The sequence below is a fragment of the Cyanobium sp. T1G-Tous genome, from assembly GCF_024345455.1.
Lineage (GTDB): Bacteria > Cyanobacteriota > Cyanobacteriia > PCC-6307 > Cyanobiaceae > Cyanobium_A.
This window is the reverse complement of the sequence record NZ_JAGQBD010000003.1, coordinates 100,023-114,121: the sequence shown is the minus strand read 5'-3', so window position 1 is coordinate 114,121 and position 14,099 is coordinate 100,023. Positions and strand designations below refer to the sequence as shown.

11 protein-coding genes are annotated in these 14,099 nt (G+C 68.2%); 5 read left to right on the top strand and 6 right to left on the bottom strand.

From position 1 onward, the window contains the following. Window positions 1–17 precede the first annotated feature (17 nt). Both KBY75_RS03320 and KBY75_RS03315 read left to right on the top strand, forming a co-directional pair. Complete coding sequence (locus tag KBY75_RS03320; RefSeq protein WP_255022944.1) at window positions 18–893, top strand: methyltransferase domain-containing protein; 876 nt, start codon at window positions 18–20, stop codon at window positions 891–893. A gap of 10 nt (window positions 894–903) precedes the next feature. After that, entirely contained in the window at window positions 904–1,101 is a 198-nt protein-coding gene (locus KBY75_RS03315) for a Nif11-like leader peptide family natural product precursor (RefSeq protein WP_255022943.1), read from the top strand. On the opposite strand, the gene KBY75_RS03310 is transcribed toward KBY75_RS03315, so the two are convergent. The 5 genes from KBY75_RS03310 to KBY75_RS03290 all read right to left on the bottom strand — a co-directional run bounded on the left by KBY75_RS03310 (window position 1,074) and on the right by KBY75_RS03290 (window position 7,407). Next, a complete protein-coding gene (locus tag KBY75_RS03310) occupies window positions 1,074–1,913 on the bottom strand; it encodes a PIG-L family deacetylase (protein WP_255022942.1) in 840 nt (279 codons plus the stop codon). The two genes, KBY75_RS03315 and KBY75_RS03310, sit on opposite strands and share 28 nt — an antisense overlap. Then, window positions 1,910–3,301 carry a glycosyltransferase gene (locus KBY75_RS03305; protein WP_255022941.1) on the bottom strand — a complete coding sequence of 464 codons (1,392 nt, stop codon included), beginning with the start codon at window positions 3,299–3,301 and terminating at the stop codon, window positions 1,910–1,912. Before KBY75_RS03305 ends, KBY75_RS03310 begins: the two co-directional genes overlap by 4 nt. Window positions 3,302–3,392: 91 nt before the next feature. Then, window positions 3,393–5,753 carry a glycosyltransferase gene (locus KBY75_RS03300; protein WP_255022940.1) on the bottom strand — a complete coding sequence of 787 codons (2,361 nt, stop codon included), beginning with the start codon at window positions 5,751–5,753 and terminating at the stop codon, window positions 3,393–3,395. Beyond that, on the bottom strand, window positions 5,750–6,694 hold the full coding sequence (locus KBY75_RS15365; RefSeq protein WP_255022939.1) for a glycosyltransferase: 945 nt from the start codon (window positions 6,692–6,694) through the stop codon (window positions 5,750–5,752). The genes KBY75_RS03300 and KBY75_RS15365 overlap by 4 nt, the downstream gene beginning before the upstream one ends. An 11-nt stretch (window positions 6,695–6,705) precedes the next feature. Then, entirely contained in the window at window positions 6,706–7,407 is a 702-nt protein-coding gene (locus KBY75_RS03290; protein ID WP_255022938.1) for a hypothetical protein, read from the bottom strand. 67 nt (window positions 7,408–7,474) lie between these two features. On the opposite strand from KBY75_RS03290, the gene KBY75_RS03285 reads away from it, so the two are divergent. From KBY75_RS03285 to rfbG, 3 genes are read left to right on the top strand one after another with little or no spacing between them, the layout of a single operon-like run. Next, window positions 7,475–10,876 (top strand): rhamnan synthesis F family protein, encoded by a 3,402-nt coding sequence (locus tag KBY75_RS03285; protein ID WP_255022937.1) that lies wholly within the window; start codon window positions 7,475–7,477, stop codon window positions 10,874–10,876. A 40-nt stretch (window positions 10,877–10,916) separates the two neighbouring features. Then, window positions 10,917–11,690: a glucose-1-phosphate cytidylyltransferase gene (gene rfbF, locus KBY75_RS03280; RefSeq protein WP_255022936.1), complete on the top strand. Its 774-nt coding sequence runs from the start codon at window positions 10,917–10,919 to the stop codon at window positions 11,688–11,690. Further along, window positions 11,690–12,826, top strand: coding sequence for a CDP-glucose 4,6-dehydratase (rfbG, locus tag KBY75_RS03275; RefSeq protein WP_255022935.1), 1,137 nt, complete (start codon window positions 11,690–11,692; stop codon window positions 12,824–12,826). Before rfbF ends, rfbG begins: the two co-directional genes overlap by 1 nt. On the opposite strand, the gene KBY75_RS03270 is transcribed toward rfbG, so the two are convergent. Then, the gene (locus KBY75_RS03270; RefSeq protein WP_255022934.1) at window positions 12,804–14,075 is read right to left on the bottom strand and encodes an NAD(P)H-dependent oxidoreductase; all 1,272 of its coding nucleotides are present in this window, start codon (window positions 14,073–14,075) and stop codon (window positions 12,804–12,806) included. The genes rfbG and KBY75_RS03270 overlap by 23 nt on opposite strands. Window positions 14,076–14,099 lie beyond the last annotated feature (24 nt).

Genomic DNA, 14,099 nt, shown 5'->3' with positions numbered 1-14,099 from the left:
AGTAGGGCCAGAGGCTGGTGCTGAGTTTCCCGCCGGAATTCGACGCCGCCGTCTACCGCAGCCGCTATGCCGATCTGGCCGGCCTGCGCCGCTCCCAGCTCAAGGACCACTGGCGCCAGGAGGGGCGTCGCGGCCGCCGCAACGCCACCGCGCTGGAGAGCCGCGACGACCTGCTCCGTTACCTCCAGCTGGCCGGGCATCTCCTTGAGATCGGACCCTTTGACAACCCCTCCCTCGAGCCCCTGCAGCGGCCGGGCCTCCAGATCGATTACGCCGACTTCCTCAGCCGCACCGAGCTGGTGGAGCGGGCCCGGCTACGCCCGGAGCGCAATCCAGAGGCCGTGCCCCCAATCCGCTATGTGCTGGCCGAGGGTGGCTACGACCAGATCCAGCAGCGCTACGACGCGGTGGTGTCGCACCACTGCCTTGAGCACCAGCCAGACCTGATCGGCCATCTGCTGCAGGTGGCCGGGCTGCTCAAACCCGCTGGGGTTTATCTGTTCACCCTGCCCGACCAGCGGCGCTGCTTCGATCGCTATCTGCCGCCTAGCGGCTTGATCGATGTGGTCACAGCCCATCTGGAACGCCGCAGCCGCCCGCCCCTGCAGGCCCTAGTGGAGCACAAGTGCTTCACCGTGACCGACTGGCTCGAGGCGCCTAACCCCCTAGATGGAGTGGGTCTGCCCACCCGGGCCCTGCTGGAGGCCGCCCTGGAGGAATACCAGGCCCATCCCTATGTGGATGTGCACTGCTGGAAGTTCACTAACGAGCGCTTCCGCCGCCTGGTGCGCCAGCTGGTTGCCTTGGCCTACCTGCCGGCAACCACCAGCCTGCGCACCTACAACCTCGGCAACGACTTCGCTGCTGTGCTGGGATTCACTCCTGAGCCCTGATTCCGCCGCCATGGCTTCCTCTTCTGGTTCCGATCGCAGTGAGCTCCAGGCTTTTCGCTTCCGCCTGCGCCACGACCACCTCCTGCGCCAGCGGCTACGCCGCGCCAAACAGGAGGCCACCCTGGCCCTGGCCCAAGAGCTGGGCTTTGAGCTCAGCATTGAAGACCTGCAAAGAAAGGGTCAACGCATAGTTGATGCAAAATCCTGACCTGCTGGATCTTCGCTGCCCGGAGGCAGCTCGCGGCTGTAGCTCTTCAATCCCCACCAGGCCCACTCCTCGGCATTCAGCCCTGCTGCCGCTCCCATCAGGCGGCCCAGTTCTTCGCCATAGAGGCGAAATAGCTCGAGCTTGGCTTCGGCTTCGGCCGCGCTGAGATTGGCCGGTTGGTTGCGGCTGCAATAGGTGAGATACCAGGTGCGGCCGTAGCCCGCTGCGGCTGCAAATTGCCGCACCGCTTCGGCGGTGGCCTGGTGGTCGGCATGGTCGCCGGGGTTGGTGCTGGCGGCGTAGTCGCCGCAGTGGATCCAGGCGTCGGCTGCCGCTTGGCGTGGTTGGCAGGTTCGGCGCTCCCGCACCACGATGCGCGCCAGGGTGGTGCACAGATCTTCCCAGCTCCGGTAGCGGCTGGAGCCATCCACCGCCGGCAGCGCTTTGCCTTGATCGCGCAGGCGGCTCAGGGAACGGTGGCGGTGCGCACCAAATCCCCTGCCCTGTTTACCCCCATCGGCGCAGCGCAGGAAATAGAGCACCGCGTGGCCGCAGCTGTAGCGCTGCAGCCCATGGCCCTTCACCCGGGGCCGGCTGATCGTGAGCGGCGGATTGCCCAGCCGCTGCCGCACCGCCATCACCGTGGCCAGTTCCCGGGCCTCCCACCAGCCGTCGCTTTCTCCCGCATCGCCGGCGGTGGTGTGGATGAACACCACAGGCCTGCTCTGATCGGCCAGGTGCCGGTCCGCCTCCTCGCCATGGAAAAGCATCCAGTCGTCCTGATGGGCCACCACATGCACATGCAGGGTCATGGCTTCACCCCCAGCTTCCAGTCGCGCGGGTCGTTGCAGCTTTGGTAGCTGGCGTGGCAGGAAAAGGGCACGCCGAACAGTTCGCGGTAGGCCCCGGTGTCGAGCAGCAGCAGCTTCCAGCCCTGCCACTCCAGCTGGGGCAGGCGCAGGCCCTGCCAGTCGAGCGGCTCCAGCCGGGTTTCTGGGTTAGCCAGCAGTTCATCCACCAACTGGCTCACCAGTTCCGGGCCCAGCCGGTGAATGCCCCCCGGCGTACCCACCAGCTCGCTGGCCAGGCCGTCGAGCGTCTGGCGGTAGGCCGCCAGCCAGCGCTGCATGAATGGATGGCCCGGCGGTGCCCACAGGCAGCAATTCACCACGTAGTGGCGGCAGTCGCCTGGCCGGCGCACCGCATTGACGCATAGGGCCAGGGTGCGGTCGCTCCAGCAGTGCTGGGCCAGCGCCCGCCAGCGCTCAACAGCTGCAGGGGTATCTGGTGTGGGGGTGTCGCAATCCAGATAGATACCCCCCCGGGTGGCCACGCTCAGCACCCGCAGGAAGTCTGATTGCATCGCCGGGTGCCAGCAGCGCTGGAAGCGCTCGGGATCTTTGCTGTCGCCAATCTCGCTGATCCATTCCAGCCCACCCTCGGCATCGAGGCGCAGCGGTTGCAGCTCCGGCAGCAGGGCCAGCCATGCTCCCAGCATGGTTTCTATGTCGCCTGGCACCGGCGTTCCCTGCCAGTACTGCAGCAGCGGTAGCGGTTCGATGCTGCTAGTCGCGGCGAAGCCCATGGCCCCTGGGGCGCGGCCCGCCAGCTGGCTCAGGGCCAGCAGCCGCTCCTGGCGGTCCAGCCCCTCGATCTCGGAGAGCCGCAACAGGGTGAGCTGGCCGCCGCTGGCGCCCCCCAGCAGCTGCAGCCAGCTGTGCAGCCGGCGCCCCTTGCGGCTGAAGGCCATCAGCACCCCCAGGGCCGGGTCCTCCACCGGCTCCAGCAGGGCCAGCCGCAGCAGCAGGGGCAGGAAGCTGTTGTCGTAGGCCGGGGCCACCGTGAAGCTGGGGTCGCCGCAACCCGCCGCCAGCACCAGCCCCCGCCAGCGGCGCGGGCGGCTGCGCAGGCTGGCCAGCCAAGCTTTGAGGGCCTCGCCTGAGGGGGCCAGCCGCCGCAGGCCGTTCATCTCCCGGCCCAGATCCAGGCGTGCTTGGATCCGCTCGGGCTGGTCCCGGCCAGCCGCCAGGGGGCCGATCAAGGCGCTGCCCCGCTGCTTGCTGGGCCGCTCGATCCGTTGCTGCTGGCCATCGGCCCAGTGCAGCTCAATCTCAGTGAGCAGGGCCCGCACCGGGCGGGGATGGCGGCAGCGCAGCTCCAGGCCAGCGGCGCCCGCTTTGATCGCCCAGGCCTCTGCCATCACTGCCTCCCCCCTGCCCGCAGTGGTGCCAGAAAGTTTCGCGGCTGCTCCAGGAACACCTCCCGGTTGCTGCTGATGCCGGCCTTGCTGCTCATGTCGGTTCGTCCCAGCGCACGCCCGCTTCGATCCAGCGATCCTGGGCCAGCCGCACCCCCAGAGCCGCCAGATCGAGCTGGGGATCGAGCTGCAGTTCGCAGTTGGCTGGGTCTCGGCCGCGCCAGGGGTCGAGGGCGGCGTAGATCGCCTCCAGCCGCTGGCCATGCTCGCGGGGATCCAGCAGCGGCACCGCGGCTGCGCCGGCACTGAGCCGGGCCAGCAGGGCCCGGTCGCCCTCGAGCTTCAGCAGGGCCTTGAGCACCGCCAGGGGATCCCCTGGCGGCACCAGCAGCCCGGTGCGGCCATGCTCTACCCGGTCGTTGTGGGCGCCTACGGCGGTGGCCACTGGCACCACCCCCAGCCGCATCGCTTCCCCCAGGCAGATGTTGTAGGTCTCGGGCCAGGGGGAGAGGAATAGGGCTACGTGTAGCCGCTGCAGCAGCCGCACCAAGCTGGGGCGGTCGTAGGCCCCCTGGTAGCGCACGATCGGGGCTGCATCGGCGCTGAGGCCGGCCTCCTCCAGGGCCTGATCCAGCTCTGGAGTGGCGCCGAGAATGTGAAGATGGAAGGGCTGGTCGTGGCTGGCAGAGATAAGCCGCACCAGGGTGTCCAGGCCCTTGTGGGGCATGGCATTGCCGATCACCCCCACCTGCAGCGGCCCCTGGAACGACGCTGCCGTGCGCTGACGGCGGCCCGCCTCCAGCGCCTCCAGCCCGGGGGTGAGCATCTCCAGCACCTCGATGCGCTCGGCCACCTCCGGATACACCCCCGCCATGATCGCGGCGCTGCTGGGTGTGCTGGCCAGCAGCACATCGGCGGCGGCCACGCTGCGGCGGCTCAGGGCCAGCCTGCGGCTGCGCTCCTCGCCGCCCAGGCCACTGGCCTGCAGGCACAGCCGGCATTGCAGCCGGTAATCATCAGCCTCGTGGATGGCGCAGAACCGGTCGTCTGGGCCGAGCAGGGTGTAGCGGTGGCAGGCCAGGTGGAAGTCGTGCAGGGTCACCACCACCCGGCAGCCCAGGGCCTTGGCAAACAGGGGCAGGCTCAGGGGCAGTCCGATCAGATGGTGCACATGCACTACGCCGATCCCGCAGCTGCTGATCACTTCGCAGAAGGCCCGCTCGTAGGCCGGGTGGCTGGCCGGAAAGCGGCTGATCTTGCCCACCTTGAAGCTGCGTCGCAGCTGGGGGCGCCCCTGGGCGTAATCCAGCAGGGCCAGCCGCATGCGGTCTTTGGGGGCTAGGGCAAACACGGGGCGCCGCTCCTGCTGCAGCTCCGCCAGCTGCTGGATGTAGGCCTCGGTACCGCCGGCGCGCCGCAGCCCCACCAGGTTGTGGGCCAGATGCAACACCGCCGGTTGGCGCAGGGGTAGGTGGATTGGCGCCGACTGGCGCTCGCGGCGCAGGGCCGCGAAGCGCTCCAGCACCACCGCCAGCCGCTGGGCGTAGGTGTGGTGGGCCAGGGTGTGCTCCTGGATGGCCCGGGCCCGGGCGATGCGCTGCTCCGGCTCGGCCAGCTGCTGGCGGATCAGGGCGGCAGCCTCCTGTTCATCCGCCGCCAGGGGGATCAGCTCGCCATAGGCCGGGGCCAGGTCCATGCCGGCACCGGCCAGGGCCACCTGGAAGCCGCCGGCCAGGGCTGTTTCGTACACCCGCGGTGGTGGGGAGCTGCCCCGGGCCTCACTGCTTTGGGCGCCGGCATTGGAAAACTCCCGGCCGATGCTGAGCACCACCCGGGAGCGGTTCCAGATGTCGCAGAGGTCGCCGATGCCCAGCCGCAGCTGGGGCAGGGCGCCGATGCCCGGCAGCTTCGGCTCAGGGATGTGGCGGTTCCAGGGCAGGGCCAGGTGCAGGCGCAGATCGGCGGGCAGCTGGGCCAGCAGTCGTCCCAGGCTGGCCACCCGGTTCGGCCAGGCCGTGCCCACGAAGGTGAGGTCGTAGCTGTAGTCGGCGTCCTGCTCCCGCAGGGGCCGCAGCTGCAGCGAGGCTTCGGCGGCCAGGGGCAGGTAGGTGGTGCGAGGGCTGGCCCCCTCGCAGTGGCGCTCATTGCTGAACACGTGATCAAAGGCCGGCTCGGCCCGCGCCACCAGCCGTCGCTCGTAGGGGTCCTCCGTGCTCCAGAGGATCCGGGGGATGGGGGTGTCCATCAGGGCGGTCAGCAGATGGCGATCGGCACCGGCGCCGCCGATCGCCAGCAGCCCATCCCAGGCGCCGGAAGCGGCTGCAGCCACCACCGAGGCGTGATCGCAGAGCTGCACATTGCTGGCCCCGAGGAGGCCCTCCGCTGCGCTGGCAATGGCCCGCGGCAGATAGCCGTTGGCCGTGCGCATTTCCGTGTCGTAGAGGAGCAGCTTCATGGCCAGACCCCCGGTGCGGCCACTGCGGCGAGTAGGTCGTGGCAGCGGTGCCGGTAAAGGTGGTGGTGGCGGGTGTGCCGGGCCGCGGCTGCACCCAGTTGCCGCCGCCAGCTGGGATTGGCCCGGGCCCGCTCCAGCAGGGCGCCGATCTCCTCGATGCACCTGGCAGGAATCACCCCTTGCTCCGCTGAGTAATAGCTGGCGATGCGGGGGCTCTGGCCCAGGTGAAGCTGCACGGCCCCCAGCAGCGCCGCCTCGAAGGTGCGGGGCCCGGGCATGGAGGCGGCGATTTGGTGGCGCCGGTTGGCGATCGCCACCTCCCGGCCCAGGTTGAGCACGAAGCGGCAGCGCCGGTAGAGCTGGCGCAGGCCCGCCGGACCCAGTCGCAGGTTCACCGCGCCGCTGAGATCATCCGGCCAGCCATCACCCCAACAGGCCAGGCTGAAGCCCGCAGCCAGCAACTGGCGCAGCAGTGCCACCCGCTGGGGGAAGGCCGCTCCGCAAAAGCCCAGGTCCACCTCCGGCTGCCCGTACTCTGAGGCGCCAGGTAGGTCGTCGAGGGGGGAGGCAGCTAGGGCCAGGGCCCGGGGCTGGCAGCTAGCTGGGTAGTAGGACAAGCAGTTGGGTTCGTTGCTGAACACCGGGCAGTCGAGGCCGTCAAGGCGCCAGTGCAGGTCGAATTCGTAGGGGTCATCGTGCAACCAGAAGGCCACCCGGGTCTGCTGCCGCCGGGCCCGCCCCACCAGCCAGCTGAGGTCCACGTTTGGATCGGCGATCGAACCGGTGATCAGCAGCAGATCAACCCTCTCCTGCAGCAGCAGGGCGGGCACCCGCTCCACCGCACAGGCCTCGCTGGCCAGCCCCAGCTCCCGGAAGCCATGGGCGATCCGCAGCCGCAGCCGCTGGTTGGTGTTGATGGCATCGGCGGTGCCGCTGCTCACCAAAACCCTTCTCACAGCAGCCGGCCCTGCAGGCTGAGCAGCTGCTGCACCAATTCGCCGTAGCGCCCCAGCTGTTTAGCGGCCTGCTCGTTGAGTCGCCGCTGCCAGGAGAGCTTGCCGGCCGTTTCCCGGCCGCTTAGAAGCTGGCGTTCGCACTCCTGCTCTACCTCCAGCAGCTGCAGGCGCAGGAGCTCCAGATCCTGCTCCGCCTGGCGCCGCTCCAGCTGCTGGTTCCAGTGGGCCACCAGCCCTGGGGCGTCGCTGCAGCGCAGGCGGTCCCGGTAGTCGTGCTCCGCCGGCGCCCCACCCCGTTCCGAGCGGCCGTCGAGATCCTGGTAGGCCGCGGCCAGTGGCGGCTCGGCCTCCAGCAGTGCGGCGGTTAGGGCCGCCTCCAGGGGGGCAGGCTCGGCAAGGGTGCAGGCCTTTGGCAGGGGCTCCCCGGGCTTCCAGCTGGCCAGTTCGGCGGCGCTCAGGCTCAGCAGGCGCTCTCCATTGAGCAGCACGGCCGTGCCGGCCGCCTCCAGCAGCAGGCGGTAGCTGGCCTCGATACCGGCTAGGGGGAGCCTGCCACAGCTCAGCAGCAGGTGGGGCGGCAGGAACACCAGCACCTCGTTGGCGTTTCGGCCAACCCAATCGCAGCGCAGCGCCCCGGCCCTTTCCAGCAGCTCCTCCAGGCGCTGGGGCAGGGGCTGCGCGGAAGCCCAGCGAAACATGGCAAATCGCAAGCCAGACAACCCTAAGCGTCTGTATTAATTAGGCTTGCTTTGGAGTGGCCTCAAGATGCAATCCCCAGCCCAGCTTGGTCGCCTGCGCCAGGCGCTTGAGGCTGATGATCTGCCAGGCGCCCTCCACTTGTTCAGCCTGTTGCGCCAGCAGGCCTATCCGGCGGCGCTGCTGCGGCCAATGTTGGCCAGCTGCCATCCCGGCTTGGATGGGGCCTACCTGAATCTTGATCTGGTGCCGGCAGCTTTGCTACTGGCACCCCGTTTTCCAGCCGCCCTCTCCCACGGCAACCTGGATCCCCTGCTGCTGGAGCTAGCCCACGGCTGCGATCCCCAGACGTTTGTCAGCGAGCACCTCAACGGCGTGCTGCGTGGGGAGATGCCGCTTTATCCGGGCCTGCCCGCCCTCGACATTCGCCACTACCACCAGTTGCTGCAGCTCACCCCCGGCCGTCGCGGCTGGCTGCGGGCCCGCACCGCCCTCGACTGCTTAGCAATGGAGAGCCCTGGGGCAGATCTGTCGGCCCTGGGCCGCTGGGCTCCCAGCCGCCATGACGCCTTGCTGGAGAAGCCCTGGATCTGGATTCAGGGGCCCGGCCAGCCCTGTGGCCACCTGCTGGGCCAGGCCCTGGCGCTGGATGGGGTGCGGTTGGTGCCCGACCGCGCTGGGGCCGAAGCCCTGGCGATCGATACCGCCCAGCGGATGTTGCAGGGGGGCGGGCACTACTTGCTCTGGAACGGCAGCGCAGCGCCACCGGCTGCCTGGGGACCCCTGATCCGGGGCTTGGCGGCTCGCCGTCCGCACCGCCCCTTCTGCCAGCTGGGGGAGACCCGGGAGGGGCTCCGCGAGATCCTGCCGGCCCGCCCCAGCGCTGAGGCCGCCTTGCTCGCCATCTCGGCCCATTGGCTGGCTCGGCGCCAGCCTGAGCAGATCCTGGCCTTTCTGCAGCATTGGTTGGCTGCTCCACCGGTGCTGGAGAAGCCCCGCCTGGAGCCCGACCTGCTGCGCCGGCTTGAGCAGCCGCTCACCCCAACCCCCATCGTCGGCGTGCTCGTGCTGGCGGCCAGCGAGGCCCAGGTGGCCGACTTCGGCCTCGCGTGGCTCCAGCGGCGGGTGCGCCAGCAGGCCGACGCGGCCGGTTTTGTCCGGGCTGGCGTGTTGCAGCTGGCCGATCACCCCGTAGACCAGCTGCGGCAGCTGGGGGCTGCGGCTGGGGATGGTTTGTTGCCGGTGCTGGCCTTCATTGGTCCCCACGATCAGCTCCGCCCCTGCGCTTGGCAGCACCTGGCTGCCGAGTTGGCCTGGAAGCCAGAGCAGCTTCTCTGCAGCGACGAGGAGCTGCTCTGGTGTGAGCAGCCCGAGCGCATTGGCCAGCGCCAGTTCGCCGGCCCCGCCACCCCCTTTCGCCTGCTCAGTCGCGGCCAGCTGCCAGGCCTGGTGGCGCTCCCGGCCACGGGCCTAGCCGGGCTCGAACTCCAGCCCAGCTATGGCTCCCTCCATACCTTGCTCAAGGATCTCGGCCTGCTGTGGCTGGAGCGGGGCGGCACCATCGAGGCCCTGCCCCAGGCCCTGCTGCGCCGCCAGCCGCTCATTAATCCCACCCTGCTGGCGATCAGCACCCCCAACCAGCGTCAGCTGTTCAGCGGCGACCAGCTGCTGGAGCTGGCGGCGATCACCCTTCGCCACGGCCCCGCCTGGCTGGCCCCTGGGGGGCGGCTTGAGCCAGGCCTCCGCCAGGCCAGCTTCCAGCTGCGCTACACACCAGCCGCCGAGGCGCGCGTCTCGGTGATCATTCCCTTCCGCGACCAGGCCGCACTCACCCGCATCTGCGTGCAGAGCCTGCTGGAGCAGGCCGGCCCCACGCCCCTGGAGCTGGTGCTGGTTGATAACGGCAGCAGCGAGGCCGCGGCCATCGCCCTGGCCGCCGAGCTCGCTCCGCTGGCGGCGGCGCGCGGCATTGCCCTGCTGGGGCTGCGCGACGACAGCCCCTTCAACTTCGCCGCCCTCAACAACCGGGCCCGCCAGCACTGCAGCGGCAACTTCCTGCTGTTTCTCAACAACGACATCCGCTTTGAGTCGCTGGCGCCGATTGAGGCCCTGCTCGATCCCTTCGCCATGGCACTCACCGGAGCGGTGAGTGCCCGGCTCCTGTTTGAAGACGGCACCATCCAGCACCATGGCCTGGCCGCGGCGCCCCGCCAGCCCCACGACATCCTTTCTCCCGGCAAGGGGTTGCGGCCCGGGGTCGAGACCGATCCCTTCGCGGCCCTGGAGCTCCAGGAGCAGTGGTCGGCGGCCACGGCCGCCTGCCTGCTGATGCGAGCGGCCGACTTTGATCGCCTCGGCGGCTTCGATGAATCCTTCGTGGTGGCCTACAACGACGTGGATCTCTGCTGGCGGCTCAGCGCTGAGGGACGGGCTGTGATCGTCACCCCGGAGCCGCGCATCATTCACGCCGAGTCGAAGAGCCGCGGCGATGACATCGCCGGCGAGAAACGCAACCGCCTGGCCCGGGAATCGGGTGCCCTACGCCAGCGCTACCCGCGCCGCTTCCAGCAGGGGGATCCCCTTTACCACCGCTTTCTCGGGCCCGCCTCCCATCGCTTCGAGCCGATGGCCCTGCCTGCCAAACCTCTGGCGCCCTCTCGGGAGCGGATTCTCTACAGCTGGGTGCGGCCGCAATGGACCCGGCCTGGTATGCGGCCACTGATGATCTACGTGCACTGGGATGGCCAGGGCCTGGTGCGGCCGGATGTGCTGGAGCAGCTGCGGGCTTACCGGTCCCATGCCGATCTGGTATTCGTCTCGGCGGCGCCGGCCCTGCTGGAGCAGCGGGCCGCCATGGGGCAACTGCGGCAGCTCTGTGAGGTGGTGCTAGTGCGTGAGAACGAGGGCTACGACTTCGGTAGCTGGGCCGCTGGGCTTTCCTTCTGCCGGCGCTGGCTGGATCATGTGCCCCTGCTGATCCTTACCAACGACAGCTGCTACGGGCCCCTCCACAGCGTTGACGGGATATTTGAACGGCTAGCCGTCAGCCGGGCTGATGTGGTGGGCCTCACCGAGAGCACGGCGATCCGCTCCCATCTGCAGAGCTACTTCATGGCCTACCGGCCCCGGGTGTTGCGCAGCCCACTGTTTTGGGCGTTCTGGGAACAGATCGGTATTTGGCACACCAAGATTGATTTGGTGCGCTCCTGCGAGGTGGGCTGGAGCGGGGTGCTGGCCGATGCCGGTTTCCAGCTGGAGGCCCTCTATTTGGCCGGTCAGCATGGCAACGTCACCCACACGCGTTGGCGTCAGCTGCTTGAGGAGCTGCAATTCCCCTTTCTCAAAACTGAGCTGTTGCGGCTCAATCCCATCCGCCAAGACATTGACGATTGGCAGAGCGTGGCTGCGGCTTGTGATTCCCGTGTCACCGCCTTAGTTCGACAGCACCTGCTCCTAAGAGACATGGGCTAACTCTGCTACTTTCAGTCCCATATTTGTGGGCTAGAAACGCTTGAAAGCAGTCATTCTTGCTGGAGGTAGGGGAACCCGACTCGCCGAAGAAACCGTGGTACGCCCCAAGCCTCTGGTTGAGGTAGGTGGTCTGCCAATTCTCTGGCACATTCTCAAGATCTATAGCTCCTTCGGTATCAACGATTTCATCGTGTGCTGTGGCTACAAGGGCTACATGATCAAGGAATATTTTGCCAACTATTTCCTGCACACCAGTGATGTGACTTTTCACATGGATGTAGGCAATCATATGGAGGTGCATCAGCGCACCACTGAGCCTTGGAAGGTCACCCTGATTGACACCGGCGACAAGACCGAAACCGGCGGTCGCTTGGGTCGCGTGCGCTCCTATCTCGACGATGAGCCCTTCTGTTTCACCTACGGCGATGGGGTGGCAGATGTCGACATGGGCGCCCTGATCGCCCAGCACCGCCAGCAGGGTTTGCAGGCCACCCTCACCGCTGTGCAGCCCCCCGGTCGTTATGGCGCCTTACATCTCGAAGACAATCGCGTCGCCAACTTTCAGGAAAAAGCCGATGGCGAGCAGGCCTGGATCAACGGCGGCTTCCTAGTGCTTGAGCCCAGCGTCTGCGATTTAATCCACTCCGACGCCTGTCTGTTTGAAGCCGATGTGCTTTCCGAGCTGGCCCGTCGCGGCCAGTTGGGGGCTTACCGCCACCACGGCTTCTGGCAGTCGATGGACACCCTGCGTGAGCGCAACCGTCTCGAGGACCTTTGGGATAGTGGCCAGGCCCCCTGGAAGCTCTGGAGCTGATGGCCCGCCCTGGTTGCAGCCCTGACCCTTCCTTTTGGGCCGGACGGCGCGTGCTGCTCACCGGCCACACCGGCTTCAAGGGCAGCTGGCTGGCGCTCTGGCTGCTCAAGCTTGGTGCCCGCGTCACCGGCGTGGCCCTTGACCCCGACACCAGCCCCAGTCTCTTTGGCGCCCTGGATCTAGTCGCAGCCGCTCTGCCCGGCGAGCTGCAAGACAGCCGCGCCGACATTCGTAACGCCTCTGCCCTGGCTGCGCTGGTCGCGGCAGCCGACCCCGATGTGGTGCTGCATCTTGCGGCCCAGCCCTTGGTGCGCCGCAGCTACCTCGATCCCCTCGGCACCTGGGCCACCAATGTGATGGGGTCGTTGAATGTGCTCGAGGCCCTGCGCGGCCTGGATCATCCCTGCTCGGTGGTGATGGTCACCACCGACAAGGTCTATGAAAACCGTGAGTGGTGCTACGGCTATCGCGAAACCGATCGCCTCGGCGGCCACGACCCCTACAGCGCCAGCAAGGCTGCTGCCGAACTGGCTATTGCCTCCTGGCGCGCCAGTTTCTGCGGCAGCGCACCTCACCAGACGCCCCATCTCGCCATCGCCACTGCCCGTGCCGGCAATGTGATCGGCGGCGGCGACTGGGCCGCCGATCGGATCGTGCCCGATGCCATGCGCGCCTGCGCCGCCGCCGAGCCCCTGGTGTTGCGCAACCCCAGGGCCACCAGGCCCTGGCAGCATGTGCTCGAGCCGCTTTGCGGTTATCTCAGCCTCGCCGAAGCTCTGGCGGCCGACCCCGCCGCCCACGCCGAGGCTTGGAACTTCGGCCCCCAGCTGGAGGCCAACCGGCCCGTGGGCGAGCTGGTGGAGGCCCTGCATCAGCACTGGAGCGGCCAGTGGCGCGACCTCAGCGATCCCGGTGCCCCCCATGAGGCCGGCCTGCTGCACCTGGTGATCGATAAGGCCAGCCAGCGCCTCGGCTGGCAGCCCCGCTGGGACTTCGCCACCACCGTGGCCCGCACCGCAGCCTGGTACCGGCAGGTGGCGGCAGGTGCCTCCCCGCTCGCCTGCTGCCGCGCCGATCTGGAGGCTTACGCAGCCACTTTTAATTCGCCAGGGGCTACGGCGCCAGGGGCATCTTGAGCTGTTCGGCGTAGAGCTGGTGCGCCAGCTGCTCGCTCGGGGCCTCCACGTCGCTCCAGTGGATCGGTTGATCCTTGGCGATGGCGCGCTTCAGCCGGCAGCCCTCAGCCAGCCCTTCCGGCAGCAGCCCCTCGGCCCGCACCACGCTCGCCTTCTCCGCCTGGCCGTAGGTCATGTAGCGGCCAAACGAATCGAGGCTATCGCCCACCTGCAGGTCGCGCTTGGCGATCGCCACCACCTCCACCACCGGCGCCCCCAGCGGTTGGCCCACCGCATCGCCGAATAGCACCGCTCTTGCCACGCTCATCGGTGCCTCCAGATAGCAGAGGTGATAAGGCTGGTAGAAGCTGTACAGGGGCCCCGTTCCCAGCTTGTAGAGCGCCAGGTAGGAGGCATGGCGCTCGTCCTCCATCTCCGCCAGGCAGAAAACGCCAGGTGACGGTTGCGCGCCGATCACGAAATCCACCACACCGCCGAGCTCCCGCAGTTGTTCGAGGTCGTAGGCGGCGGTGAGCTCGTCGATGTGACCCTGGTGCACGCGCCGGCTCATGCCCCGCTGGGCCACGGTGAAGCCGGTGGCATTGGCCACGATGCACTGCTCGAAGTTCACCTTCGAGCCATCGGCAAATGAGGTCACCATCGTCACGTCCTGGTTCCACTGCTCGGCAAAGCCCTGCTGGGTGGTGGGGGTGCGGTATTCGTCCTGCAGGCCCTTGATGTTGCCCAGCACCCGCGGCGTTAGCCCCAGCCCCTGCACGTAGCGCCAGAGGTTGAGCTCCACGCCGGGCTGGTCGCCGTCGCAGCAGGTGAGCAGCACCCCCGCACGACGTGCTTTCTCATGCAGGATCGGCCCCACCGTGGCATCCACCTCCGCATTCATCAGCACCAAGGGCTTGCCCTCGCCGATCGCCTCTAGGGCCCGGGCGGCGCCGAAGTTCACGGCTCCGGTCATATCGATCAGACAGTCGATGCCAGCTGAGCGCGCCAGCAGGCTGGGGTCGTCGGTGATCGCCGGTGTGCCAGCCGCTATTGCCCGATCCAGTTCCGCCAGGTTGCTAACCGCCACAGCGCCGTCGCGGCCAGCGAAGCCATAGGCGTCAGCTGCTTTTTGCAGAGTGCGGTTGGCGATCGCCACCACCTCCATCCCCGGCACCAGTGCCGACACCTGGGCTACAAAGCCCCGGGCCATCGCCCCGGCCCCATACATGCCAACCCGTACCGGGCGCCCTTCGCTTTCGCGCTGGCGCAAGGCGGTGTCGACAAGAATCATCCA

What these genes read in the sequence shown, in the direction of transcription:
- KBY75_RS03290 (WP_255022938.1), bottom strand. Translation starts at nt 7,407, where the DNA reads ATGTTTCGCTGGGCTTCCGCGCAGCCCCTGCCCCAGCGCCTGGAGGAG.
- KBY75_RS03310 (WP_255022942.1), bottom strand. Translation starts at nt 1,913, where the DNA reads ATGACCCTGCATGTGCATGTGGTGGCCCATCAGGACGACTGGATGCTT.
- KBY75_RS03300 (WP_255022940.1), bottom strand. Translation starts at nt 5,753, where the DNA reads ATGAAGCTGCTCCTCTACGACACGGAAATGCGCACGGCCAACGGCTAT.
- KBY75_RS03285 (WP_255022937.1), top strand. Translation starts at nt 7,475, where the DNA reads ATGCAATCCCCAGCCCAGCTTGGTCGCCTGCGCCAGGCGCTTGAGGCT.
- KBY75_RS03305 (WP_255022941.1), bottom strand. Translation starts at nt 3,301, where the DNA reads ATGGCAGAGGCCTGGGCGATCAAAGCGGGCGCCGCTGGCCTGGAGCTG.
- KBY75_RS03315 (WP_255022943.1), top strand. Translation starts at nt 904, where the DNA reads ATGGCTTCCTCTTCTGGTTCCGATCGCAGTGAGCTCCAGGCTTTTCGC.
- rfbG (WP_255022935.1), top strand. Translation starts at nt 11,690, where the DNA reads ATGGCCCGCCCTGGTTGCAGCCCTGACCCTTCCTTTTGGGCCGGACGG.